Source organism: Brachybacterium halotolerans, assembly GCF_016623465.1.
In the GTDB taxonomy this organism is placed as follows: domain Bacteria; phylum Actinomycetota; class Actinomycetes; order Actinomycetales; family Dermabacteraceae; genus Brachybacterium; species Brachybacterium halotolerans.
Genome location: NZ_JAEDAJ010000009.1, coordinates 39,653 through 64,666 on the forward strand (window position 1 = coordinate 39,653; position 25,014 = coordinate 64,666).

The 25,014-nt window shown below is 71.0% G+C and carries 23 protein-coding genes and 1 tRNA gene; 11 read left to right on the forward strand and 13 right to left on the reverse strand.

Translation table 11 applies throughout. The annotated features are described in order from the left end of the window. Positions 1-73: 73 nt before the first annotated feature. The 4 genes from I8D64_RS13525 to I8D64_RS13540 are packed head-to-tail and all read right to left on the reverse strand — an operon-like array spanning position 74 to position 3,452. On the reverse strand, positions 74-916 hold the full coding sequence (locus I8D64_RS13525) for an amino acid ABC transporter permease (protein WP_200503321.1): 843 nt from the start codon (positions 914-916) through the stop codon (positions 74-76). After that, positions 913-1,605 (reverse strand): amino acid ABC transporter permease, encoded by a 693-nt coding sequence (locus tag I8D64_RS13530; RefSeq protein ID WP_200503322.1) that lies wholly within the window; start codon positions 1,603-1,605, stop codon positions 913-915. Before I8D64_RS13530 ends, I8D64_RS13525 begins: the two co-directional genes overlap by 4 nt. Before the next feature lie 49 nt (positions 1,606-1,654). Next, a complete protein-coding gene (locus tag I8D64_RS13535) occupies positions 1,655-2,626 on the reverse strand; it encodes a glutamate ABC transporter substrate-binding protein (RefSeq protein WP_200503323.1) in 972 nt (323 codons plus the stop codon). 55 nt (positions 2,627-2,681) lie between these two features. Then, the gene (locus I8D64_RS13540; RefSeq protein WP_214651266.1) at positions 2,682-3,452 is read right to left on the reverse strand and encodes an amino acid ABC transporter ATP-binding protein; all 771 of its coding nucleotides are present in this window, start codon (positions 3,450-3,452) and stop codon (positions 2,682-2,684) included. 227 nt (positions 3,453-3,679) lie between these two features. On the opposite strand from I8D64_RS13540, the gene I8D64_RS13545 reads away from it, so the two are divergent. Next, a complete protein-coding gene (locus I8D64_RS13545) occupies positions 3,680-4,693 on the forward strand; it encodes a D-cysteine desulfhydrase family protein (RefSeq protein WP_200503324.1) in 1,014 nt (337 codons plus the stop codon). 42 nt (positions 4,694-4,735) lie between these two features. Here the strand turns inward: I8D64_RS13545 and I8D64_RS13550 are convergent, their stop codons facing one another. After that, on the reverse strand, positions 4,736-5,539 hold the full coding sequence (locus I8D64_RS13550) for a hydroxymethylpyrimidine/phosphomethylpyrimidine kinase (RefSeq protein ID WP_200503325.1): 804 nt from the start codon (positions 5,537-5,539) through the stop codon (positions 4,736-4,738). Between the two features lie 98 nt (positions 5,540-5,637). Here I8D64_RS13550 and I8D64_RS13555 point away from each other — a divergent pair, with 98 nt between their 5' ends. From I8D64_RS13555 to I8D64_RS13570, 4 genes are all read left to right on the forward strand, one after another. Next, the gene (locus tag I8D64_RS13555) at positions 5,638-6,165 is read left to right on the forward strand and encodes a GtrA family protein (RefSeq protein WP_200503326.1); all 528 of its coding nucleotides are present in this window, start codon (positions 5,638-5,640) and stop codon (positions 6,163-6,165) included. 123 nt (positions 6,166-6,288) lie between these two features. After that, the gene (locus I8D64_RS13560) at positions 6,289-8,568 is read left to right on the forward strand and encodes a PTS sugar transporter subunit IIA (protein ID WP_200503327.1); all 2,280 of its coding nucleotides are present in this window, start codon (positions 6,289-6,291) and stop codon (positions 8,566-8,568) included. Positions 8,569-8,574: 6 nt separating this feature from the next. After that, positions 8,575-9,723: a mannitol-1-phosphate 5-dehydrogenase gene (locus I8D64_RS13565; protein ID WP_200503328.1), complete on the forward strand. Its 1,149-nt coding sequence runs from the start codon at positions 8,575-8,577 to the stop codon at positions 9,721-9,723. A gap of 161 nt (positions 9,724-9,884) precedes the next feature. Next, the gene (locus tag I8D64_RS13570; protein WP_152353681.1) at positions 9,885-10,157 is read left to right on the forward strand and encodes an HPr family phosphocarrier protein; all 273 of its coding nucleotides are present in this window, start codon (positions 9,885-9,887) and stop codon (positions 10,155-10,157) included. 138 nt (positions 10,158-10,295) lie between these two features. Here I8D64_RS13570 and ptsP read toward each other — a convergent pair whose 3' ends face one another. After that, a complete protein-coding gene (gene ptsP, locus I8D64_RS13575) occupies positions 10,296-12,014 on the reverse strand; it encodes a phosphoenolpyruvate--protein phosphotransferase (RefSeq protein ID WP_200503329.1) in 1,719 nt (572 codons plus the stop codon). 324 nt (positions 12,015-12,338) lie between these two features. Here ptsP and I8D64_RS13580 point away from each other — a divergent pair, with 324 nt between their 5' ends. From I8D64_RS13580 to I8D64_RS13595, 4 genes are all read left to right on the forward strand, one after another. Continuing rightward, on the forward strand, positions 12,339-13,622 hold the full coding sequence (locus I8D64_RS13580) for an ABC transporter substrate-binding protein (protein ID WP_200503330.1): 1,284 nt from the start codon (positions 12,339-12,341) through the stop codon (positions 13,620-13,622). A gap of 13 nt (positions 13,623-13,635) precedes the next feature. Then, on the forward strand, positions 13,636-14,538 hold the full coding sequence (locus tag I8D64_RS13585; protein WP_200503331.1) for a carbohydrate ABC transporter permease: 903 nt from the start codon (positions 13,636-13,638) through the stop codon (positions 14,536-14,538). Beyond that, a complete protein-coding gene (locus I8D64_RS13590; RefSeq protein WP_200503332.1) occupies positions 14,535-15,446 on the forward strand; it encodes a carbohydrate ABC transporter permease in 912 nt (303 codons plus the stop codon). Before I8D64_RS13585 ends, I8D64_RS13590 begins: the two co-directional genes overlap by 4 nt. Positions 15,447-15,625: 179 nt before the next feature. Then, positions 15,626-16,174, forward strand: a complete 549-nt coding sequence (locus tag I8D64_RS13595) for an NYN domain-containing protein (protein WP_200503333.1) — start codon at positions 15,626-15,628, stop codon at positions 16,172-16,174. Positions 16,175-16,215: 41 nt separating this feature from the next. Here the strand turns inward: I8D64_RS13595 and I8D64_RS13600 are convergent, their stop codons facing one another. Then, positions 16,216-17,613: an FAD-dependent oxidoreductase gene (locus I8D64_RS13600; RefSeq protein ID WP_200503334.1), complete on the reverse strand. Its 1,398-nt coding sequence runs from the start codon at positions 17,611-17,613 to the stop codon at positions 16,216-16,218. 153 nt (positions 17,614-17,766) lie between these two features. Next, a tRNA-Ser gene (locus I8D64_RS13605) sits at positions 17,767-17,852 on the reverse strand. A gap of 93 nt (positions 17,853-17,945) precedes the next feature. Between I8D64_RS13605 and I8D64_RS13610 the strand changes: the two genes are divergently transcribed. Continuing rightward, on the forward strand, positions 17,946-20,222 hold the full coding sequence (locus I8D64_RS13610) for a S9 family peptidase (RefSeq protein ID WP_200503335.1): 2,277 nt from the start codon (positions 17,946-17,948) through the stop codon (positions 20,220-20,222). Between the two features lie 50 nt (positions 20,223-20,272). On the opposite strand, the gene I8D64_RS13615 is transcribed toward I8D64_RS13610, so the two are convergent. The 5 genes from I8D64_RS13615 to I8D64_RS13635 all read right to left on the reverse strand — a co-directional run bounded on the left by I8D64_RS13615 (position 20,273) and on the right by I8D64_RS13635 (position 24,098). Beyond that, positions 20,273-21,124, reverse strand: coding sequence for a MetQ/NlpA family ABC transporter substrate-binding protein (locus I8D64_RS13615; RefSeq protein ID WP_200503336.1), 852 nt, complete (start codon positions 21,122-21,124; stop codon positions 20,273-20,275). Positions 21,125-21,204: 80 nt separating this feature from the next. Next, positions 21,205-21,900: a methionine ABC transporter permease gene (locus tag I8D64_RS13620; protein ID WP_200503337.1), complete on the reverse strand. Its 696-nt coding sequence runs from the start codon at positions 21,898-21,900 to the stop codon at positions 21,205-21,207. Beyond that, the gene (locus tag I8D64_RS13625) at positions 21,897-22,925 is read right to left on the reverse strand and encodes an ATP-binding cassette domain-containing protein (RefSeq protein WP_200503338.1); all 1,029 of its coding nucleotides are present in this window, start codon (positions 22,923-22,925) and stop codon (positions 21,897-21,899) included. Before I8D64_RS13625 ends, I8D64_RS13620 begins: the two co-directional genes overlap by 4 nt. Before the next feature lie 119 nt (positions 22,926-23,044). Further along, complete coding sequence (locus tag I8D64_RS13630) at positions 23,045-23,488, reverse strand: nucleoside deaminase (RefSeq protein ID WP_200503399.1); 444 nt, start codon at positions 23,486-23,488, stop codon at positions 23,045-23,047. A 64-nt stretch (positions 23,489-23,552) separates the two neighbouring features. Next, complete coding sequence (locus I8D64_RS13635; protein ID WP_200503339.1) at positions 23,553-24,098, reverse strand: dihydrofolate reductase family protein; 546 nt, start codon at positions 24,096-24,098, stop codon at positions 23,553-23,555. Between the two features lie 122 nt (positions 24,099-24,220). Here I8D64_RS13635 and upp point away from each other — a divergent pair, with 122 nt between their 5' ends. Then, positions 24,221-24,859: a uracil phosphoribosyltransferase gene (upp, locus tag I8D64_RS13640; protein ID WP_200503340.1), complete on the forward strand. Its 639-nt coding sequence runs from the start codon at positions 24,221-24,223 to the stop codon at positions 24,857-24,859. Positions 24,860-25,014 lie beyond the last annotated feature (155 nt).

The following is a 25,014-nucleotide window of genomic DNA, read 5'->3' on the forward strand; positions in this document are numbered from 1 at the left end:
TCGTCGTACAGATGTTCGAGACGTGCAGGCCCGACACTACGCCACCGCGGTGGCCGGTGCGAACGGGACACGATCAGCGGGATCGGCCGCCGCCCTCCGCGGCGCGGCGCCGCATGCGCCGCTCGAGCAGGCCCGCGGCCTTGGTGAGCAGGAAGTTCAGCACGATGTAGATCACCGAGACGACCACATAGGTCTGCACCAGGAAGCGGGTGATGGAGACCATCGTCTTGCCCTGGAACTGCAGCTCGTTGAAGCTCACCACGAAGCCGAGGGTCGAGTCCTTGAGCAGGCTCACCAGGGCCAGGATCAGGCTCGGCAGCACGAGGCGCACGGCCTGCGGGAGGATCACGTAGCGCATGGTCTGACCGCGGGAGAGGCCGATCGCGGCCGACGCCTCGTCCTGGCCGCGGTCCACCGCCCCGATGCCCGCGCGGAACACCTCCGCGGTGCTCGCGGAGCTCACCAGGATCATCGGCACCACGAGCATCCAGAAGCGCGGCAGGTTCACGCCGTAGGCGGGCAGGGCCAGCAGGAACGCGTAGACGACCAGCAGCATGGGGATGCCGCGGAAGAACTCGATCCACACCGCGGAGATCGCGCTGAGGGCCCGTGCCCGCGAGATCCGCCCCAGGGCCAGGACGAGTCCGAAGGGGAAGGCGATGACGGCGGCGACGGCCGTCGCCTCGAGCGTCCCCATCAGCCCCTTGCCCAGGAACGCGATGTAGTCGCGCCGCAGGTAGGGCAGCCACTTGTCGGCCGCGAGCTGGCCGTTGCGCTGGAACTGCCACAGGCCCAGCGCGATCAGCGCGAGGATCGCGAGGGAGGAGACGATCGAGATCAGCAGGATCCGCCGACGGCCCCGCGGACCGGGGGCGTCGAAGAGGACCTGCGTGGCCGAGGTGCTCGTGGTGCTCATGCCTGCGCCGCCCCCTGCAGTCGGTCGGCGGTGCGCAGCGGGCGCGCGTCGCCCGGGGCGACCGCCCTCTCGACGCGTCGGCCGAGGTAGGCCACCCCGAGCGAGAGCGCGAGGTAGAGGGCGCCCGCGACGAGGAACAGCAGCACGGCCTGCGCGGAAGCGATGTTCAGCTGCTGGGTGACGTAGGTGATCTCGACGACCGAGATCGCCGCGCACAGCGAGGACCCGATGACGGTCGCGATGAACACGTTCACGAGCGGCTGCACCATCGTGCGGAAGGCCTGCGGCAGCACCACGTAGCGCAGCACCCCGAAGAAGCCCAGCCCGATCGAGCGGGCGGCCTCGGCGTGGCCGATCGGGACCGTGTTGATGCCCGAGCGGATGTTCTCGCACACGAAGGCCGCGCCGGAGAGCGACAGCCCCGCGACCCCGCACCAGAAGTAGGGCAGCAGCACCCCGGCGTCGGGCAGACCGAAGGCCAGCAGGATCAGCAGGCTCAGCAGCGGGATGTTCCGGAAGATCTCCACGTAGACGGTGGCCGCCCAGCGCAGCGGCGGGATCGGGCTGACCCTGCATACGGCGAGCGCCGTGCCGAGGACCAGCGCGAACGCGTACCCCAGCACCGTGAGCGCGATCGTGGTGCCGATCCCCTGCAGCAGCAGCGGGATGTTGTCGAGGATGATCTGCATGGCGTCCCTCCGTCGCTCCTCCGTCGGCCCTCCGTCGGTCCCCCGTGGATCAGGACGGCAGGTCGCCGATGGTCGGCGGCTCGGGCGTCTCGTCCTCGATGACCTGGCCGATGGTGGCCTCGTAGAGCTTCTTCCAGGTGCCGTCGTCCTCGATCGCCTTCAGGAAGCCGTTGACGAAGTCGAGTGCGTCGGAGTCCTTGTTCAGCCCGATGCCGTAGGGGTCCTCGGTGAAGGGCTTGCCGACGACGGTGACCGACGGGTCCGCCTTCGAGTTGCCGAGCAGCACGCCCTGGTCGAGCACGTAGGCGTCCACGCGCTTCTGCTTGAGGGCGGCGACGCAGGACTCGTTGTCGGCGAGGGTCTCCGTCTTGCCCGGATCCTTCACGTGCTCCTCGATGGCCTGGATGCCCGTGGAGTTCGACTGGGTGACGAGCTTCTTGCCGGTGAGGTCCTCGGGCCCGGTGATCGAGTCCTTGTCCTCGGTGCGCACTTGGATGGCGGTGCCCGAGAGGTAGTAGGGCCCGCCGAAGTCGATCTTGTCCAGGCGCTCGGGGGTGATCGAGTAGGTCGCGATCACGCAGTCCACCGAGTCGTTCTCGACCATGGTCTCGCGGGTGTCGACGGTGGTGTCCACGTAGTCGACCTTCTCCTCGCCGCCGTCGCCCAGGATGTACCGGGCGAGCAGCTGTGTGATGCCCGCATCGAAGCCCGTGACCTTGTTCGTCGAGGGGTCGATGAGGGAGAACACCTGATTGGCGGTGGTGCCGCCGCGGGTGAGCTTGCCGGAGTCCTTGATCTTCTTCGCCCACGCGCTCTTCTGCACGTCGGCGTCATCAGCGACGGGGCCCGCGGTGATGACGCCGTCGTAGGCGGAGCTCGCGCCGCCGTCGTCGCTCCCGCCGCCGAGCGACGGGGCGTCGTCGGAGTCGGAGGAGCAGGCGGCGAGCGCGGCGCCGAGCGGCAGCGCGGCGGCCGCCGCGACCACGGCGCGGCGGGCGGGACGGAAGCTGGTGGAGGTCATCGGGTTCTCCTTCGTCGGGAACGGGATCGGGGATGGAGGGATCGGGCGCGAGGGATCAGTGCGGGAGGATCTTCGAGAGGAAATCCTTGGCGCGCTGGGACTCGGGGGCGGTGAAGAACTGCTCGGGCTCGCCCTGCTCGACGATCTCGCCGGCGTCCATGAAGACGACGCGGTCGCAGACCCGGCGGGCGAAGCCCATCTCGTGGGTGACCACGAGCATCGTCATGCCGGCCTCGGCGAGCTCGGTCATCACGTCGAGCACCTCGTTGATCACCTCCGGGTCCAGGGCCGAGGTGGGCTCGTCGAAGAGCATGGCCTTGGGCTTCATGGCGAGCGCGCGGGCGATCGCGACGCGCTGCTGCTGGCCGCCCGAGAGCGCCGCGGGCAGGCTGTGCTCCTTGCCCGTGAGACCCACGCGGGCGAGCAGGTCCATCGCCTCCTTCGTGGCCTCGGACTTCGAGACCCCCCGGACCTTCGTCGGCCCGAGCGTCACGTTGTCGACGGCGCGCAGGTGGGGGAAGAGGTTGAAGGACTGGAAGACCATGCCGACGTCGCTGCGCAGGCGCGCGAGGTCCCGGCCCTCCTCCGGGAGGGGCTCGCCGTCGATGAGGATCTCGCCGGCGCTGATCGTCTCCAGACGGTTGATGCAGCGGCACAGCGTGGACTTGCCCGAGCCGGAGGCCCCGATGAGCGCGACGACCTCGCCGCGGTGGATGTCGAGATCGATGTCCTTCAGGGCCTGGAAGTCGCCGAAGTGCTTGTCGACGCCGCGCACCGAGATCACGGGCTCGGCGCCCGACGGGCTGCCCGGGCTGTGTTCGCTCATGCCGGAAGCATTCCCTGATCCGGGCATTCTGTCCACGCGACGCGGCCCCGCCGCCTGGATCGATGCCCTCTCGTGACCGCCCGCGGGGCTGGGCACCGGGGAGTTCACGGAGAGCGACGGGGACCGCGTAGGGTGCCACGAACCGCCACAGAGCGCATCCGCACCGACCGCGCACGAGAGGTGGAGCGCGCACCCTCCGCCGGCACCGACGCTCGAACGGAGTGACCATGGACCTCACCGCCCTCCCCCGCCGCCGGTACACCGACGGTCCCACGCCCCTGCAGCACCTGGAGCGGCTCAGCGCAGAGCTCGGCGGGCCGCAGATCTGGGTCAAGCGCGACGACCTGCTGGGCCTCGCCCTGGGCGGGAACAAGACCCGCAAGCTCGAGTTCCTCGTGGCCGACGCCCTGGCCCGCGGCGCCGACTGCCTGGTCACGGCGGGCGGCGTGCAGTCCAACCACTGCCGGCTCACCCTGGCCGCCTCCCGCGTCGATGGCCTCGCCTGCCATCTCGTGCTCGAGGAGGACCTGGGGGCCGACGGCGCGGCCGTCCCGGGCGGGAATCCGCCCGAGGACACGGGCAACCGCTTCCTCTTCGACCTCCTGGGGGCGGAGACCGTGGAGGTGCACCCGCACGGCGCCGACCTCGGCGCCCGCATGGAGGAGATCGCCCGGGAGCTCGAGGCGAGAGGCGCCCGCCCCTACGTGATCCCGATCGGCGGCTCGAACACCCTGGGCGCGCTCGGCTACGTGGATGCGGCCGACGAGCTGCTGCGCCAGATCGACGAGGCAGGACTCGAGGTCGATGAGATCGTGACGCCGAGCGGCTCCGCCGGGATGCAGGCGGGCCTGGTCGCGGGTCTGCACGCCGCGGGCAGCGGGATCCATGTGGTCGGCATCAACGTGAGCCGCTCGCGCGAGGAGCAGGAGCCGAAGATCGTGGGGCTCGCCCGAGAGGTCACGCAGCTCCTGGGTCTGCCGGAGGTTCCGAGGGAGAGGATCGTGGGGCTCGGGGACTTCGTCGGCCCCGGGTACGCGCTGCCCACGCCCGGCATGGTCGAGGCGCTGCGACTGTTCGCGCGCACCGAGGGCCTGGTGCTCGATCCGGTCTACACGGGCAAGGCCGCGGCAGGGCTCGTGGAAAGAATCCGCAGCGGTGAGCTCGGCCCAGGGCAGACGGTCGTGCTGCTGCTTTCCGGCGGGGTGACCGGCCTCTTCGCCCGCACCGCGGCCTTCGCCTGACCGCCGTGCCCGTCGACCGGGCCTGTCGGTCCGGCCCCCGGATCAGCCCCGGTAGAAGCCCTGGTAGACGGCGTCGAAGGGGGCGCGGCCGTGCTGGCGGTGCTCGATCGCGCTGGTGACCACGCGCTTCGCGGTGCGCGCCGCGTCGAGCGCGTCGGCGCCCTTCGCGAGCTCGGCCGTGACGGCCGCCGCGAGCGTGCAACCGGCCCCGGACACGCGGTGCTCCCCGATCTTCGGGCTGCGCAGCACCACCTCCCGCTCGTCGTCGACGAAGACGTCGACGGCGTCCTCGCCGGCGAGCTCGACGCCGCCCTTGGCGAGGACCGTCACGCCCCAGCGCTCGTGGATCGCGCGCGCGGCGGCGGTGAGATCCTCGAGGGACTCGAGGGGGCCCGTGCCCGCGAGGATCCGGGTCTCCCCCAGGTTCGGGGTGACGAAGGTGGCGCGCGGCAGGATCTTCGCCATCAGCGCGTCGTCCGTGGCGCGGGCGGGGGTGTCGTCCTCGCCCTCCTTGCAGATCATCACCGGGTCCAGCACCACGTGCGGGAAATCGTGCTCGGCGAGGGCGCCCGCGACCACGTCGATCGTGCCCGGGGTGCCGAGCATGCCGAGCTTCACGGCGTCGATCTCGTGGACGGCGGTGCTCGACTCGATCTGGTCGGCGATCGTCCCCGGGTCGATCGGCACGAAGCGGTGCGCCCAGCCGTCCTGCGGATCGAAGCTCACGATGCAGGTCAGGGCCACGCTGCCGAAGACCCCGAGCTGGTGGAAGGTCTTGATGTCGGTCTGCGCGCCCGCGCCTCCGGTGGCCTCGGAGCCGGCGATGGCGAGGGCGACGTGGACCATGGGGACCTCCGGGAGCTGGGGTCGGCGGCGGTGTGCGATGCGGCCGACGGGGAACGGGCGATCGCCCACTCTACGACCCGGGCCGATAGTGTGCGGGGGTGCCCGGATCAGCGACGGACGGGCTCTGGGCCCGCCATCTGGGTCCGAGCCTGAAGTTCCTCACCGTGGGCGGCCTCGTCTTCCTGTTCGACGCCGCCCTCTACAACCTGCTCGTCTTCTGGTCCCCCGCGAGCGGCTGGGGGCACGGGCTGCTGCACGCGCATCCGATCACCGCGAAGGTGCTCACGATCGTCGCGGCCTCGTCCCTCACCTACCTGGGCAATCGGCTGTGGACCTACCGCGACCGGCCGAGCCCGCGCACCGCCCGCTCGATCCTCGTGTTCGTTGGCCTCAACGTGCTGGCCTCCGCCCTGCAGCTCGCCTGCCTGGGCTTCTCGCGGTACGTGCTGGGCCTGGACTCGGCGCTCGCCGACAACGTCTCCGGCACGCTCATCGGACAGGTGGTCTCGACCACCTTCCGATATCTCACCTATGGGCGATTCGTGTTCCCGCACGACCAGGAGACGGCGCCCGAGGACGCCGACATCGCGTCGGACGAGCACACCGGCTCCCTGCAGGACCGCTGACCGTCCTAGAATCCAGGCAGACCGGCGGACATCCTCCGCGTCGGCCTCGGCGTTCCACCGGCACGCCGCTCCGCCCACCCGGGTTGCGACCTTTCCCGCCCCGGGGCGTCGATGAGGACAGTCATGACTACAACAACCGAGGCCAAGAGCGGTTTCAGCCCGCGCGTGGCCCTGCAGAAGGTCGGCACCTCGCTGTCGAACATGGTGATGCCGAACATCCCGGCGCTCATCGCCTGGGGCATCTTCACCGCGTTCTTCATCGAGAAGGGCTTCACCCCCGTGCCCGCGCTGGGCGGCTTCACCGGCGACGACGGCGTCGCCTACGGCGGCATCGTCGGCCCGATGATCCACTATCTGCTGCCGCTGCTGATCGCCAACACCGGCGGACGCATGGTCTACGAGGCGCGCGGCGCCGTGGTCGGCGTCGTCGCCACCATGGGCGTGATCGCCGGATCCGACGCGCTGATCGCCGCCGAGAACACCCGGCTGCTCGCGCAGTGGGTGGCCGAGGGCCACGACGCCTCCGAGTACGCGCCGCTGGGCGAGGTGCACATGTTCATCGGCGCGATGATCATGGCACCGCTCGCCGCATGGGTGATGAAGAAGCTCGACCGCCTGTGGCAGGAGCACATCCCGGCGGGCTTCGAGATGCTCGTGAACATGTTCTCGGCGGGCATCCTCGGCTTCGCCATGGCCGCCCTCGGGTTCTTCGCCTTCGCCCCTGTCATCAACGGGCTGATGACTCTCCTGAGCAACGGCGTGGAAGGGCTCATCAGCCTGGGCCTGCTGCCTCTGGTGTCGATCCTCATCGAACCCGCGAAGGTCTTCTTCCTCAACAACGCGATCAACCACGGCGTCCTCACGCCGCTGGGCCTCGAGCAGGCTTCGCGCGACGGCAAGTCGATCCTCTTCCTCCTCGAGGCCAACCCCGGCCCCGGCTTCGGCATCCTGCTGGCGTACTCGATCTTCGGCCGCGGTGCCGCGCGTGCGTCCGCCCCTGGAGCCGCTCTCATCCAGTTCGTCGGCGGCATCCACGAGATCTACTTCCCGTACGTGCTCATGAAGCCGATCCTCATCATCGCCGCCATCGGCGGCGGCATGACCGGCGTGTTCCTCAACGTCCTGTTCCACACGGGCCTGCGCTCCCCGGCCGCCCCTGGGTCGATCATCGCGATCTTCGGCAGCGCCGCGACGGACTCATACCTGGGCATCGCGATCGCCGTGGCGGGCGCGACGGCCGTCAGCTTCGTGCTCTCCATGATCTTCCTGAAGATCGGCAAGCAGGACGACGGCGACATCGCCTCGGCCACCGCGAAGATGGAGCAGATGAAGGGCAAGAAGTCCTCCGTCGCCGGTGCCCTCACCGGCGGTGCGGCGGCGGGCGGCGCGGCCGGTGCCGCGGCGGCCGCCGACGGCTCCTCGCACACCGACCCGATCCAGCGGATCGTGTTCGCGTGCGACGCGGGCATGGGGTCCTCGGCGATGGGCGCGACGGTGCTGCGCAAGAAGGTGCGCGCCGCCGGCTTCGACGACGTCGAGGTCACCAACAAGGCGATCTCGAGCCTGAACGACGAGTGGGACGTGGTGGTGACGCAGAAGGAGCTCACCGACCGCGCCCGCCAGCGCACCGGCTCGGCGATCCAGGTGAGCGTCGACCAGTTCATGAACTCGCCGCGCTACGACGAGGTCGTCGAGCTCGTCGAGCAGCGCAACAACCCCGATGCCGCGTCGGCCGACGACTCCGCCGCTGATCAGGCCGGGGCCGACGGCGGCTCCACCGCGACTGCCGAGGGCGCCGGCACCGGCGGTGCCGTCGCCGCGGCCGGAGCCGGAACAGCGGCGGGAGCCGGGGCGGGTGCCGCAGCGGCCTCCGCGAACACGCACCGCGCCGAGCCCGTCCAGGAGCCGTCGTCGACAGACGCCGCTCCGGCCGGAGCCGCGCCGTCCGATGCCGCGTCGGCCGATCAGGGCCCCGAGATCCTCTCGGCGTCCTCGATCGTGCTCGACGGCAGCGCCGGTTCGGCCGACGCCGCGATCGACGAGGCCGGCGGCCTCCTGGTCCGCGCCGGCGCGGTCGACACCGAGTACGTCAGCGCGATGCACGATCGCGAGGCGACCGTCTCGACGTTCATGGGCAACGGACTGGCGATCCCCCACGGCACGAACGAGGCGAAGGAGTCCATCTCCCGCTCGGCCATGTCGTTCGTGCGCTACCCGAACGGGATCGACTGGAACGGCAACCCCGTGACCTTCGTCGTGGGCATCGCGGGCGTGGGCAACGAGCACCTCGCCCTGCTGCAGAACGTCGCCATGACGTTCTCCGACCCCGCGCAGGTGGAGCGCCTCGAGAAGGCCACCACCGCGCAGGAGATCCTGGACATCTTCTCCGAGGACAAGGACTGATCCGATATGGCCAAGAAGGCAGTGCATTTCGGCGCCGGCAACATCGGCCGCGGCTTCGTGGGGCTGCTGCTCCACGAGGCCGGGTACGAGGTCGTCTTCGCCGACGTCGCCGACGCCCTCATCGATTCCCTCGACGCCGCGGACTCCTACACCGTGCGGACCGTCGGCCAGCACCCGACGGAGACCGTCGTCGACGGCTTCCGCGCCGTCAACTCCGGGAAGGACCTCGAGACCCTCACCGGTGAGATCGCCTCCGCGGACGTGGTCACCACGGCCGTGGGCGTGCACATCCTGCGGTTCGTCGCGCCGGCGATCGCCGCCGGGATCGCTGCGCGCGCGGCCGACGCACCCCGCGTCGCCGTGATGGCCTGCGAGAACGCGATCAACGCGACGGACACCCTCGAGGAGGAGATCCGGAAGAACTACGAGGGCGACGACCTCGACGCCAAGGCGCTGTTCGCGAACACCGCCGTGGACCGGATCGTGCCCGTCCAGGACCCCGCCGCGGGCCTCGACGTCACCGTCGAGGACTTCCACGAGTGGGCCGTGGACCGCACGCCCTTCGGCGGCGACGTGCCCGACATCCCGGGCGTGACCTGGGTGGACGACCTCGCCCCGTACATCGAGCGGAAGCTGTTCACGGTGAACACCGGCCACGCCACCACCGCCTGGCACGGCTGGAGGGCCGGTCACGCGACCATCGCCGACGCCATCGAGGACCCGGCCGTCGAGGCCAAGGTCCGCGAGGTGCTCGCGGAGACCTCCGAGCTGCTCATCGCCAAGCACGGCTTCGATGCGCAGACGCAGCAGGACTATGCGACCAAGGTGCTCGGGCGCTTCCACAACCGCGCCCTGCCCGATCCCGTCGAGCGCGTAGGCCGCGCGCCCCTGCGCAAGCTCTCCCGGCACGACCGCATCGTCGGCCCCGCCGCCGAGCTCGCCGAGCGCGACATGGCCGCCCAGGGGCTCCTGGACTCCTTCTCCGCCGCTCTCGCCTTCACCCCGGAGGGCGACGAGGAGGCGGACCGGCTGCAGGAGATCCTGCGCACCGAGGACGCCGACGGCGCGACCGCCGAGATCACCGGGCTCGACCCCGAGCACCCGCTGTACCCGCAGGTCAAGGAGAGGATCGCCGAGCGGCAGTCCGTGCTCTGACCAGGCGGGCGATCCCGACGACGCCCCGTGGGCGTCCGCCTCCAGGACACCGTCCATCGGCGTCCGATATCGTCCCTGAGTACTCCCGACCCAGAGCGCGGGCAGACCCGCCCGCGCGCCGCGCCGTCGCCCCGAGCGGCGGTCCATCGAAAGGCTGAACCATGGCAGAGCGCACCGTCACCATCGCCAGCGCCTCCGGGCTCCACGCGCGCCCGGCGGCCATCTTCTCGAAGGCCGCCGGCGAGCAGCCCGCGACCGTCACCATCGAGAAGGCCGGCGGCAACGCCGTCCAGGCGTCGAGCATCCTCATGCTCATGACTCTCGGCGCCGGCCACGGCGACGAGGTGACCCTGCGCGCCGAGGGCGACGGCGCCGACGAGTCCGTCGCGGCCCTCGCCGCGCTCCTCGAGAAGGACCTCGACGCCGAGGAGTGAGCCACAGGGGGCCGACGCCCGTCGGCCCGTGGACCCGCACGACATGAGGGCCACGAACCGGATCCCACCGATCCGGGTTCGTGGCCCTCATGTCGTCGCCCTCGCGGGCACGGGCGCGCTGCGAGCGACGGGCGCGCGTCAGAGGCCGAGCTCTCCCAGGATCGGGAGGCCGGCGCGGACGGCGTCGCGGGCGTCGTCCGCGGTGCGCGCGGCGACGGCGGCGGCCGCGAGCTGCTGCGCCTGCTCGAGGGAGACCGTGGAGAGCACCTTCGCGACCGCAGGCAGGGAGCGCGGAGTCATCGAGAGGCTGTTGACGCCCAGGCCCACGAGCACCACGGCGAGGCCCGGATCGCCTGCGGCCTCGCCGCACACGCCCACGGGCTTCGCGGCGCTCTCGCCGAAGGCCTCGGGGTCGCCGCCCGCCGCGCGGGCGCCGTCGCAGGTGGCCTTCACGAGGGTCAGGACCGCGGGCTGCCACGGGTTGTTCAGGTGCGCGAGGGTGCCGAGCATGCGGTCGGCGGCCATCGTGTACTGGGTGAGGTCGTTGGTGCCGATCGAGGCGAAGTCGCAGGCCGCGAGCTGCCGGTCCGCGGTGACCGCGGCCGAGGGCGTCTCGACCATGATGCCGGCCGGCGCGAGGTCGCGCTCGCGGCACAGGCCCACGAAGTCCTCGGTGTCCTCGGTGGTCGAGATCATCGGGGCCATCACCCACACCGTCGCGTCGCTCTGCTTCGCGGCGGCGGAGATGGCGTCGAGCTGGTTGGTCAGCACCGAGCGCTTCTCCCACGAGGTGCGGTAGGCGCGCACACCGAGCGCGGGGTTCGGCTCGTCGGTGTCGGTGAGGAAGGGCAGAGGCTTGTCGGCGCCCGCGTCGATCGTGCGCACCACGACCTTCTTCCCGGGGAACGACGCGAAGGCCTCGAGATAGGCCGTCGTCTGCTCCTCGACGGTCGGCTCGTCCTCGCGGTCCAGGAACAGGAACTCGGTGCGGAACAGGCCCACGCCGTCGGCGTGCGCGGCGGCTGCGGCCTTCGCGTCCTTCGCGCCGCCGATGTTGGCCAGCAGCTGCATGCGGGTGCCGTCGGTGAGCTCGATCCCGCCGCCCTCGTAGGTCAGCGGGTTCTTCTGCAGCTCGGTCCAGGCCTCCGCGAAGCGCCGGTGCTCGTCGGTGACGTCGTCGGTGATGGTGCCGAAGCCGGCGTCGACGAACACCTCGGTGCCGTCGGCGATGTCGAGCACGCCCTTGGCGGCGACGATCGCGGGCAGGCCCAGCTGGCGGGCGAGGATCGCGGTGTGCGACTGCGGCCCGCCGTCGGACGTCACCAGGGCCATCACCAGCGCGGGGTCGAGGGTCGCGGTGTCCGCGGGAGCGAGGTCGGTCGCCGTGAGCACGAAGGGCTCCTCGACATCGGGGATGCCGGGCGCCTGCTCGCCGCGCAGCTCGGCGACGATGCGGCCGCGCACGTCCTTCACGTCGGCCGCGCGCTCGGCCATGTACCCGCCGAGGCCCTCGAGCATGGAGGCGACCTGGTCGCCGGCCTCCCACACGGCGCGCGCCGCGGAGGCGCCGCCGGCCAGCACGAAGCCCTGCGCGGTCTGGGTGAGGGAGGGATCGGCGGCCATCTGCGCGGTCGCCTCGAGCACGGCCTTCCCGTCTCCCGGGGCGTGCTCGGCGCGGTGCGTGAGCGCCTTCTGCACGCTCGCGGCGGCCTCGGCGATGCGTGCGGCCTCGGCCTGAGGATCCGCGTCCTCGGGGATCTTCTCGCCGACGGGCGGCTCCGCGACCGGCGGCGCCATCGTCCGGACCGTGCCGACGACGCGGCCGGGGCTGACCGCCACACCTGTGTACTGGGACATCTCGGACTCCCTCTGTGATGGGCCCGTGGGGGAGGATTCGGGCGCGCTGGACCACCTCATGCTACGTGCCCGGCGGCCCCTGCGCGGAGCCGTGGACGGTCCCTGCCGGAGCCCGCGGAGCGGGGAGGGCGTCGGCCCGCGGACCGGGGCGGACGCCGTCACGAAGCGGTCACGGTCTGCCGGTCACGACCCCATCGCGACCAGGACTGTTCTAGAGTCGACCTGCCGGCTCGACGTCGAGCGGGCACCCGCCCCATCCCGCTGCGCACTCCCCCTCCCGCTGCAGCTCCCCACCCCCATCCCGTGTCTTCGAAGGAGAAGAACATGTTGGATCGCAGACGTTTCCTCGCCCTCTCCTCCGCCGCCCTCGGCGTCGGCGCACTCGCCGCGTGCAGCTCGGGAGGCGATTCCGGCTCCGGCGGCGACGGCGGCACCGACGTCGAGGTCTTCACCTGGTGGGCCGCCGGCTCCGAGAAGGCCGGCCTCGACGCGCTGGTCAAGGTGTTCGGCGAGCAGCACTCCGACTTCACCTTCGTCAACGGGGCGGTCGCGGGCGGCGCCGGCTCCGCCGCCAAGGACATGCTGCAGTCGCGCCTCCAGGCCAGCGACCCGCCGGACACCTTCCAGGCCCACGCGGGCGCCGAGCTCCAGGACTACATCGACGCCGCGCAGATCGAGGACGTCTCCGACCTCTACGACGAGTACAAGCTCACCGACGCCTTCCCGAAGGACCTCGTGGACCGCCTGACGGTCGACGGGAAGATCTACTCGATCCCCTCGAACATCCACCGCTCGAACGTGGTGTGGGCGAACGCGAAGGTCCTCGAGAAGGCGGGGATCGACGCGAAGAAGGCCCCGGGCAGCGTCGACGACTTCCTCGCCGACCTCGAGAAGGCGAAGGGCGCGGGCGTGACCGCGCTGTCCGTCGGCACCACCTGGTGCCAGGTGAACCTGCTCGAGGCCATCCTCATGTCCGAGCTCGGCTCCGAGAAGTACAACGGCCTGTTCGACGGGAAGACCACCTGGGACGACGCCGCCGTGACCTCCTCGCTCGAGGCCTTCCAGAAGATGATGGGGTACACCAACACCGACCGCGACTCCCTGGACTGGCCCGACGCGACCCAGCAGCTGATCGACGGCAAGGCCGCCTACAACGTGATGGGCGACTGGGCGGAGGCCGCCTTCCAGCAGGCGAAGCTGAAGGACGGCGAGGACTACACGTATTTCCCGCTGCCCGGCAAGGAGAAGATCTTCGGCTTCCTCGCCGACTCCTTCACCCTGCCCGTCGGCGCCCCGAACGCCGACGGCGCGAAGGCGTGGCTCGACACGCTCTCCTCGAAGGACGGCCAGCTCGCCTTCAACCTCGCCAAGGGGTCGATCCCCGCGCGCACCGACGTCGACGAGTCCCAGTTCGGCACCTACTCGCAGACGGCCCTGAAGTCCTTCGCCGAGGACGCGATCTCCCCGTCGATCGCCCACGGCGCCGCGGTGCCGGTCGCCTGGCTCAACGATCTCTCGGACGCCACCAGCCAGTTCACCACGGGCGCCTCCGACCTCGCGGCCTACCAGAAGGCCCTGGTCGCGGCGGCGCACAAGTACGCGAGCTGAGGAACGGAGCTCAATGCGATCCCGCGTGCGCCGGTACGGACCGCCGCTGCTGCTCATCTCCCCCTCCCTCGTGCTGGTCGGCGTCTTCGTCTACGTGCTCATCGCGAGGAACCTGTGGACGTCGATGACCGACAACCACACGGCCGCGCAGGCGAACGGCCGCAAGGACGTCTCCTTCGTGTTCCTCGAGAACTACGTCGCCCTGTTCAAGAGCCCGCAGTTCCAGCACTCGCTGTGGAACCTCGTGCTGTTCACGGCGGTGTTCCTCGTGGGCGCGATGATCGTGGGCTTCGTGTGGGCGTGGCTGCTGGAGCGGCCGCTGCCGGGCGGGCGCATCTTCCAGACCGTCTACCTGTTCCCGATGGCGATCTCCTTCGTCGCCTCGGGCGTGGTGTGGCGCTGGCTGCTGAACTCAAACCAGGGGGACAGTGCGACGGGCCTGAACCGCCTGTTCCAGATGGTGGGCCTCGACGTGCTCGAGAACCCCTGGTGGAACCAGGTCACCTTCGGCATCGCCGCGATCGCGATCCCCGCGATCTGGCAGCTCTCGGGATACGTCATGGCGCTGTTCCTCGCGGGCTTCCGCGGGGTGCCCGACGACCTGCGCGAGGCCGCCCGCATGGACGGCGCGAGCAGCCTGCAGATGTACCGGCACGTGATCTTCCCGCAGCTCACGCCGGTGCTCATGAGCGCGATCGTCATCATCGCGCACATGTCGCTGAAGTCCTTCGACCTCATCATGTCGATCTCGAAGCCCGCGAACTACCAGACCAAGGTGCCCGCGGTGGACATGTACGTGTTCAAGTCGAGCTTCGACTACGCGAACGCCGCGGCCGTGGGCACGGTGCTGCTCGCGTTCATCGCGATCCTCATCGTCCCCTACCTGATCCAGCAGCACCGGGAGCGCACCCGATGAGCACCACGACGTCCGCGCCGCCGAGCGCCGCGCCGCTCGGCGAGAGCTCCCCGCTCGCCTCCCGCGGCCGCGGCGCCCCCGGCACCCGCCCCACGCCCGTCGGCCGCACCCTGCGCTATCTCGCCATCCTGCTGGGCGTGCTGTTCGTGCTGATCCCCGTGTACGTGCTGGTCATCACGAGCTTCAAGACCGGCGGCGATGCCAGCCCCGCGCGGGCCTGGGCGCTCCCGCACACCTGGACGCTGGAGAACTGGCAGCGGGCCTGGACGGCGCTCGCCCCGGCGCTGGGCCGGACCCTCTCGCTGGTCATCCCCTCGACGATCATCTCCTCGGTGCTGGGCTGCCTGAACGGCTTCGTCCTCTCGCGGTGGCGCTTCCCGGGGGCCGACATCGTCTTCACCCTCATCCTGTTCGGGATGTTCCTGCCCTACCAGGCGGTGATGATCCCCCTGCTGCAGCTCGTGCTCGCGACCGAGATCCCCAACGGCATCCCCTCGCTGATCCTGCTGCACGTGGTCTTCGGCATCCCCATCACCACCCTGATCTTCCGCAACTACTTCGAGACGATCCCGCACGAGCTCATCGAGGCCGCGACCGTGGACGGCGCGGGCATGCTGCGCACCTTCTCCTCGGTCGCGCTGCCGATCGCGATCCCCGGCTTCGTGGTCGTGGGGATCTGGCAGTTCACGAGCGCCTGGAACGACTTCCTGTTCGCGGTGTTCTTCTCGACCCCTCGCAACGGCCCGGTCACCCTCGCCCTGAACAACCTGGCCAACGGCGCGCTGCTCACCGACTACGGGGTCTCGATGGCGGGCGCGCTGCTCGCCTCCCTGCCGACGCTCGTGGTGTACGTGCTGCTCTCCCGCTACTTCATCGCCGGTCTCATGTCCGGCTCGGTGAAGGGCTGAGCGCCGTGGGACGACGAGCGGAGAGCCCGGCCGGGCCGCCGGCGCCGGCGCCCGCAGCTGCCCAGCATCCGGCCGCTCCCCCGCATCCGGCTGCGCAGACTCCCGTCGGACCCGCGCCCGCCGTCGACCCCGTCGGACCCGCGCCCGACCACCCGGCCACGACCGATAGGCTCGCCACCATGGATGAACGCAGCTCCTACCTCCTCGTCGACGGCGAGAACATCGACGCCACGCTGGGCCTCTCGGTCCTGGGGCGCCGCCCGCACCCCGAGGAGAGGCCGCGCTGGAACACGCTGCTGAGCTTCATCCAGGAGCACTGGGCCGAGCCCACCCACGGACTGTTCTTCCTGGCCGTCGCGAGCGACCTCCCCGCGAGCTTCGTGCAGGCGCTGCTCGCCATGGGCTACACGCCGATCCCTCTGCGGGGCGACGGCAAGGTCGTGGACATCGCCATCCAGCGGACGCTCACCGCCCTCAAGGAACGTGCGGCCGACGTGGCCCTGGTCAGCCACGACCGCGACTTCGTCGACCAGATGCGCGACCTCTCGGAGGACGACGAGCGGCGCCTCGCGATCGTGGGCTTCCGCGAGTTCATGGCCTCCGACCTGCGGCAGGTGCCGCGCGTGGAGATCCTCGACCTCGAGTTCGACGCCGGGACGTTCACCAGCCCGCTGCCGCGCGTGCGCGTCATCGAGATCGACGAGTTCGACCCCTACGAGTTCATCTGATCCTGCTCGCGTTCAACTGATCCTGCTCGCACGAGCAGGCCTCAGGAGAGCCGGCCGAGCACCTCGTTGAGCGCCTCGGTCGAGGACGGGTGGGTCCAGATCCCGTCGCGCAGCTGCGTGGCCGTGATGCCCGCGCGCATGGCGAGCGCCACGAGGTTCACGACCTCCTGGGAGTCGACGTGGAACAAACGCGCCCCCAGCACGAGATCGCTCTGCGCGTCGACGACCACCTTGATCACGCCGCGGGCGTCCCCCAGTGTCTTCGGGCGGGGCATCGCCTTGATCCCCGCGACGGGCGCGAGCACCGTGCGAACCTCGTGGCCGGCCTCGCGAGCCTCGCGCTCGGTCAGGCCGACGGCCGACAGCGGCGGGGTGAGGAAGGTCGTCGACGGCACCGCGACGCGGTCCGAGAGCCGCCGCGAGCCGTCGCCCGTGAGCGCGGAGGCCACGATGCGGCTGTCGTCGAGGGAGAGGTAGGTCTGCTGCCCGTGCCCATGGACGTCGCCCATCGCGAACACGCCCTCGGCGCTCGTGCGCAGCTGGTCGTCGACGACGACGGTGCCGTGCTCGTCGACCTCGATGCCCGCCTGCTCGAGACCCAGATCCGCGGTGGCGGGCCGCCTGCCGGTGGCGACCAGGACCGCGTCGGCCACGAGCGGTGCGCCGTTCCCGTCGTCCGTGCCGTGCAGCGCGACGCCGTCCGGGCCGTCGACGTACTCGCCGACGGAGGTCCTGGTGATGAGCGTGATGCCCTCGTCCTCGAGGACCTCGCGCACCGCGTCCGCGACGTCGTCGTCCTCCGCGGGCAGGATCCGCTCGCCGCGGGCGATGACGGTGACCTCGCTGCCGAAACTGCGGAATATCGCGGCGAACTCGAGGCCGATCGGTCCCGCGCCGATCACGGCGAGACGGCGCGGGAAGGGCTTCACGTGCTGGAGTGAGGTGGAGGTGTGGATGCGCGGCCCGTCGATGCCGGGCACCGCGGGCAGGACGGGCTCGGCGCCGGTGTTCACGATGACGGTATCGGCGCTGATCAGGAGGTGCTCGGCGAGGCCGGCACCGCCAGCGGAGGGAGTCACCTCGACCTCGCGGGGCCCGACGAAGCGGGCGCGGCCGTCCACGATCGTCACGGTGTCGTGGTCGGCGAGCATGTGCAGGTTGACGTCGTTCAGCTTCCCGATGAGGGCGTCGCGCGTGTCCACTGCACGGTCGAAGTACTCCTGGGGGTCGTCACCCTCGCGGCGCTCGTCCGCGGCGTGCACGAGGGTCTTCGTGGGCACGCAGCCGATGTTGATGCAGGTCCCGCCGTACATCAGAGAGGACTGCTCGACCATCACGACGCGGCGCCCGGCGGCGGCCATGCTCGCGGCGAGCGTCTTCCCTCCCTTCCCCCAGCCCAGGACGAGCAGGTCGGCGGTCAGGGTGCGCGGTGCGGTCATGGGGTTCCTCCCGGGAGGGTGCGGCGAGCGGTCCCGACGCAGGGGCCTGCGGCGACGCTACCCCCGCGGCGACAAGGACGTGCGCGGACAGCAGAAGGCCCCCGCCGGAACCGGCGGGGGCCTTCGGGACCCGGACGAGCTCCGGGCCAAGGGCGGTAGCGGCGGGATTTGAACCCGCGGTGGCTATTAACCACACATCATTTCGAGTGATGCACCTTCGGCCGCTCGGACACGCTACCGCCCGCGATTCTACGCAGGGCCATGAACGACGGGCAAACCGCGGGCGCCGACGTGCGATCCAGTTCACCGGCGCAGGCACTACCCTCGACGGGATGACGAGCACCGATGCCCCGACTCCCTCCCAGCCTCCCGCAGATCCGGCCGCGTCCGCGCCCCGACCGCCCCGCCCCGTCCATCGGCCGACGGACCGCACCCACCACGGCGACACCGTGAGCGATCCCTTCGAGTGGCTGCGCGTCAAGGAGGACCCCGAGGTCATCGAGCACCTCGAGGCCGAGAACGCCTTCGCGGACGCGCGCACGGCGCACCTGTCGGGGCTGCGCACCGAGCTGGTCTCCGAGTTCGTCGGCCACACCCAGGAGACGGACCAGTCCGTGCCCGTGCGCCGCGGTGACTGGTGGTACCTCACCCGCACCACCGAGGGCGAGGACTACCCGCGGCACACGCGCGTCGCCGAGACCCCGGAGCTGCCGCGCGGCGCGGGCGGCGTCCCCGCCGTCGAGCCCGGCGTGCTGCTGCCCGGCGAGCAGGTGATCCTCGACGCGCAGTCCCTCGCCGAGGGCCAGGAGTTCTTCTCCCTCGGCGGCATGCGCCCCTCCCCCAGCCAGGCCCTGCTCGCCTTCAGCACCGATGTGCGCGGCGACGAGCGCTTCGACGTGGTGGTCACGGACCTGCGCCGCGGGAGCTCGGGCGGCGAGCGCGGCGCGGGCGGCGAGGTGATCGACGAGGCGGTGCGCGGCGCCGGCTACGGGCTCGCGTTCTCGACCGATGAGCAGTGGCTGTTCTACGCGCGGGTCGACGACGCCTGGCGCCAGCACCAGATCTGGCGTCACCGCCTGGGGACGGATGCCCAGGAGGATCAGCTGGTCCTCGAAGAGACCGATGAGCGCTTCTCGATCGGCTTCGGGACCTCGCGCGACGGCTCCACGCTGATCATCGAGGCCGCCTCGACCACGACCAGCGAGGGCTGGCTCCTTGACCTCTCGGATCCCACCTCGGCACCGCGCTCCGCCGGTGGTCGTCGGCCCGGGATCGAGTACTCGCTCGAGCCCGCCGGGGACCACCTGCTGGTGGTCCACAACGACGGGGCGCCCGGCTTCGCGCTCGCAACCGCACCGCTCGAGGACCCAGGATCCTGGACGACGATCCTCGAGGCAGCCGACGGCGAGCGCCTCGAGTCCGTCGACGCATTCGCGGGCTTCGCCGCGCTCGAGCTGCGCAGCGGCGGGCTCGCCGCGGTGCGCGTGATCCCCCGGCGCGGGGCGGCGAGCGCGGGCACGGGGTTGAACGCTGAGACCGGTGCTGGCGCTGACGTCGACGCGGAGACGGCGGCGCACGCCTGGGCGGTCGAGGACGCCTGGGACGTCTCCCACGGCGGCGAGCTCGACACCGTGTTCCTGCAGGCGAACCACCAGTTCGACGAGCAGCTCCTGCGCTACCAGCTCACGAGCCTGCTCACCCCGTCGACGATCGCCCAGGTCGACGTGCGCACCCGCGAGCACGAGGTGCTGCGCCGCACCCCGGTCCCGGGCTACGACCCGGAGCTGTACGTCGAGAAGCGCCTGTGGGCGCGGGCGGCCGACGGCACCGCGATCCCGATCTCGCTGGCCGCCCGCCGGGAGGTCGCGCCCGACGCCACGAACCCCGGCTACCTCTACGGCTACGGCTCCTACGAGGCGTCCATGGACCCCTCGTTCGTGCCCACGCGCCTGTCCCTCCTGGACCGCGGGGTCGTGGTCGCCGTGGCGCATGTGCGCGGCGGCGGCGAGATGGGCAGGCCCTGGTACGAGCACGGCAAGCTGCTCGAGAAGCGCAACACCTTCACCGACTTCGTGGACTGCGCGGCGCACCTGGTCGACGCGGGCTGGGTCGCGCCGGACCGCCTCTCCGCGGAGGGCCGCAGCGCGGGAGGCCTGCTCATGGGCGCGATCGCGAACCTCGCCCCCGAGCGGTTCCGGGCGATCATCGCGGGCGTGCCCTTCGTGGACGCGCTCACCACTATCCTGGACCCTTCGCTCCCCCTCACCGTGGGCGAGTGGGAGGAGTGGGGCGACCCGCTGCACGATCCCGAGGTCTACGCGTACATGAAGTCGTACTCGCCGTACGAGAACGTGCGGGAGGTCGAGTACCCGGCGATCTTCGCCTCGACCTCGCTGAACGACACCCGCGTGTTCTTCGTCGAGCCCGCGAAGTGGGTGGCGCGCCTGCGCGAGACCGTGACCAGCGACCAGGACGAGCGGCCGATCGTGTTCCGCTGCGAGATGGTCGCCGGGCACGGTGGGCGCTCGGGCCGCTACGCGAAGTGGGAGCAGCGGGCCGACGAGCTCGCCTGGCTGCTCGACCAGATCGGCGCGACCGCCCGGATCTGAGCGGCCGGAGGGCCCGAACGGACGTCGATCGTCCGTCGGGCCCCGTCCGGTCAGAAGGCCGGGATGACGGAGCCGTCGGTGTACGTGGTGGTGATGAAGTCCTTGACCTTGTCGGAGTGCAGGAGCTCGTCGAGCTTCTTCAGCGCGGCGTTGTCCTTCTCCTCGGTGCGCACCACCACGAAGTTCGCGTAGGGGTTCTCCGCGTCGCTCTTCTCGAGCACGATCGAGTCCTCGGACGGCTTCAGGCCCGACTCGATCGCGTAGTTGCCGTTGACGACGCCCGCCGCGAAGTCACCCAGAGTGCGCGGGATCTGGGCGGCCTCGATCTCCGTGAACTTCAGCTTCTGCGGGTTCTCGGCGACGTCCTTGGTGGTCGCGTCGGTGACCTCGACGCCGTCCTTGAGGGTGATCAGACCCGCCTCGGCGAGCAGGCCCAGGCCGCGGCCGCGGTTGGTGGGGTCGTTGGCGATCGCGATCTCGTCGCCGTCCTTCAGCTCGTCGAGCTTCGTGATCTTCTCGGAGTACAGGCCCAGGGGCTCGATGTGCACGCCCTTGAAGGCGAAGAAGTCGTAGCCCTTCTCCTTCTCCTGCGAGTCCAGGAACGGCTGGTTCTGGTAGTAGTTCGCGTCGATGTCGCCGTCGTTCAGCGCCTGGTTCGGGATCTGGTAGTCCGTGTAGGGCGTGATGTCCAGCTTCAGATCCGCGTCCTCGGCGAGGTTCTTGCTGACGAACTCCAGGATCTCCTGGTGAGGCTTGGGCGAGGCGCCGATGGTGATCGTGGTCACCCCGTCCTTCTCCTCGGGGCCGTCGGAGCCCCCGCCCACCAGGCCGCAGCCGGTGATCGAGAGCGCGGCGAGGCCGGCGCCGGAGGCGAACAGGGAGCGGCGGGTCAGGTGCGACATGGGGATCTCCTCGGGGAGTGGAACGGAGCGGTGGGGCGGAAGGGCGAGGGCAGACGGGGAAGGGGCCTCGGGGGCGGGGCTCAGGCGTTGCGTGCGCGGTGGTCGACCGCGCGGGCGAGCACCGAGCCCAGCGACTGCACGAGGATCACGATGACGATGAGGACGACGACGGTCGAGATCATCACGACGTTGTCGTAGGACTGGTAGCCCATGCGGTTGGCGAGGTCGCCCAGTCCCTTGCCGCCCACGGCGCCGGCCATGGCGGTGTAGCCGATGACGGCGATCGTGGTGGTGGTCAGCGAGCCGATGATCCCGGGCAGTGCCTCGGGGAACAGCACCTGGCGGATGACCTGCCAGCGGCTCGCGCCCATCATCTGCACCGCCTCGATCTTCCCGGCGGGGATCTCGCGCAGGTTGATCTCGATGAGTCGGGCGAGGAACGGGATCGCGGAGACCACGAGCGCGAACATGGCGGCGTTCGGGCCGGTCACCCGGCCCACCACGATCCTCGTAACGGGGATCAGCGCGATGATCAGGATGATGAACGGGAACGAGCGGCCCACGTTCACGATGAAGCCGACGATCCGGTTCACCCAGCGGGCGCCGCCGCCGGCGGCGCGGTCGGTCTCGAACAGCAGCACGCCGAGCGGGGTGCCGATGAGCGCCGCGAAGATCATCGTGCCGATCGTCATGTAGAGGGTGATCAGCGTGTTCGACCACAGGCTCGTGTTGGAGTCCCAGGTGGTGAAGACGGGGTTGCTCAGCCATTCGCTCATGCCGAGGCCTCCTTCGTGACGACGCCGCGGCCCTCGAGCTCGCGCAGGAAGGCCGCGAGGCCCTCCTTGCTGATCGGGGTGTCGTCCTCGTTGCGCAGGGCCAGCTGCACGCGGCCCACCTGGCGTCCGGCGATGGTCTCGATGGTGCCGGCGACGATCTGCGCGAGCGCTCCGTGCTCGGCGGCGATCCGCACGAGCTCCTCGCTGCTGGCCACGGCCTTCTCGTTCTGCGGGTCGGCGCCGTAGTCACAGTCGACCACGCGCGCGCTGATGCCCGTCGGGGCCGGCGGCAGCGGGATCAGCTCGCTGCTGAGCGGACCGTGCGGGTCCGAGGCGACGTCGGCGAGCGCACCGGACTGGCGCACTCTGCCGTCCTCGAGGAGGGTCACGGAGTCGCAGATCTCGCGGACCACGCTCATCTCGTGCGTGATCATGAGGACGGTGATGCCCAGGCGATCGCGCAGGCTGCGGATGAGCGCGAGGATCTGCCGGGTCGTCGTCGGGTCGAGCGCGCTGGTGGGCTCGTCGCACAGCAGAACCTTGGGCTCGGCGGCGAGGCCGCGCGCGATGCCCACGCGCTGGATCTGTCCGCCCGAGAGCTGCGCGGGATGGTTGTGCTCGCGCCCGGCGAGGCCCACGAGGTCCACGAGCTCGGCGACGCGCGCGGAGCGCTGCTCACGGCCGACGCCGGCGATCTCGAGCGGGTGGGCGATGTTGCGGGCGGCGGTGCGGGAGTCCAGCAGGTTCGCGTGCTGGAAGACCATGCCGATCTCGCGGCGCGCCGCGCGCAGGGCGGGGCCGTCGAGCGCGGCGATGTCGGTGCCGTCGATGCGGACGCTGCCGGACGTGGGCTTCTCGAGCCCGGTGAGGCAGCGGATGAGCGTGGACTTCCCGGCGCCGGAGCGGCCGACGATCCCATGGATCTGGCCGGCGTCGACCGTCAGGTCGATGCCGTCGAGCGCGGTGACGGGGTCTCCCCCGCCCGGCGCGGGGAAGACCTTGGTGAGGCCTTCGAGAGTGATCACAAGCAGAAGTAGAGCATCCCCCTAGCGCACCTGCCGACCCCTGCGTTCACGAAACGTCATCTGACCGGGGGAGGCGTGGGAGGGATCACCGCGCGGGGCCGTGGCGTGTGGTGCGGGCCTCAGCGCCTGCGGCGGGCCCGGAAGAAGCCGCGCAGCAGGTCCCCGCACTCCTGCTCCCGCACGCCCGTGGTGAGCTCGGCGCGATGGTTCAGCCGAGGCTCGCGCACGAGGTCGTAGAGGGACCCGGCGGCTCCTGCCTTCGGGTCCGGGGCGCCGACCACGACGCGGGCGATCCGCGCGAGCACGATCGCACCGGCGCACATGGTGCACGGCTCGAGCGTGACGGCGAGGGTGCAGCCGGTGAGGTTCCAGCGTCCCGTCGCGCGGGCGGCCCCGCGCAGGGCGAGGATCTCGGCGTGCGCGGTGGGGTCCTCGTCGGCCTCCCGGCGGTTCCCCGCCCGCGCGATCACGCGGCCGGTCGGGTCCAGGACGACGGCGCCGATGGGGACGTCGGCCGGCTCGCGGTCCGCGGCCGCGCGCGCCTCGTCGAGGGCAAGGCCCATGAGGTCGTCGTCGGAGAGCCGCGGGGTGTCGTCGTCCACGCCCCCATTCTCCCCGGCCGCGCCGTCAGCCGCGCGCACCCGTGACCGCGAAGCGCGCCTGGAGCAGGGCGCCGTTCCTCCCGAACTCGCGCAGCTCCAGCTCGAGCCGTCCTCCCATCAGGGGCTTCCCGCTTCCGAGCGTCACGGGGGCGATGGACACGAAGACCTCGTCGAGCATCCCGGCCTCCGCGAACGAGTGGGCGAGGTCCCCGCCGCCCACGATCCAGACGTCCTTGTCGCCCGCGGCCTCCTCGAGCCGGGCGCGGTGCTCGGCAGGAGGCCCCGCGACGCGGGTGATGCCCGCGAAGTCCTCGGGCAGCTCCCGATGGGAGAAGACGAACGTGGGCTGGTCGTAGACCCAGGCATCCGCGACGGTCTCGAGGTGCCCCACCACCCAGTCGTACGTCGAGCGCCCGGAGACCACCGCCCCGACCTCCTCGATGAAGTCGTCGTAGGGAAGGATGCTCTGCGCGGGGTCGGTGGGCTGGGAGAGCAGCCAGTCCAGGCTCTCGTGCTCGTCGGCGAGGAAGCCGTCGAGGCTGGTCGCGGTGAAGAAGCGATAACGGGCCATCGGGGCCTCCTGCGCGCCGGCGCAGCGCCGCGGGTCGGTCGCTGCGAGGTGTTGGTCCCAGTATTCGCCGGGGCTCCCCCGAACGGATCCCGCGCACAGAGGCGTCGGGTAGATTCGGCGCCATGCGCGTGCTCGAACTCGACCATCCCCTCGTCGCCCACAAGCTGACGGCGCTCCGCAAGGCCGAGACGCGGTCCTCGATGTTCCGCCTCCTGGCCGACGAGCTGGTGACCCTGCTGGCCTATGAGGCCACGCGCAACGTCGCGGTCGCCCCCGTCGAGATCCAGACCCCCGTCACCACGATGACCGGCACGCGCCTGACGGACCCCAAGCCCATGGTGGTCCCGATCCTGCGCGCGGGCCTGGGCATGCTCGACGGCATGACCCGCCTGCTGCCGACGGCAGAGGTCGGCTTCCTGGGCATGGTCCGCAACGACGAGACCCTCGAGGTCACGACCTACGCGAACCGCCTCCCGGACGACCTCACCGACCGCCAGTGCTTCGTGCTGGACCCGATGCTCGCGACCGGTCACACCCTCATCGCCTCCGTGAACTACCTGCACGAGCGCGGCGCGAAGGACATCACCTGCGTGACGCTGCTGTGCGCCCCCGAGGGCCTGAAGACCCTCGAGGAGCAGATCGATCCGGCCATCGACCTCACCGTGGTCACCGCCGCGATCGACGAGAAGCTCAACGAGAAGGGCTACATCGTCCCCGGGCTCGGCGACGCGGGCGACCGCCTCTTCGGCGTCGTCGACTGAGAGCACCCGACGACGGACGACGGCTCTCGCCGGGTCCCACCGAGTCCCACCGGACTCTGACCTCGCGCGTCCCAGGATGCGAACACCCGCTTGAGGCCGGCCATCGGCCTCGGGCATGATGGCCGACATGTTCACGAACGCTCCGAGCCGAGAGG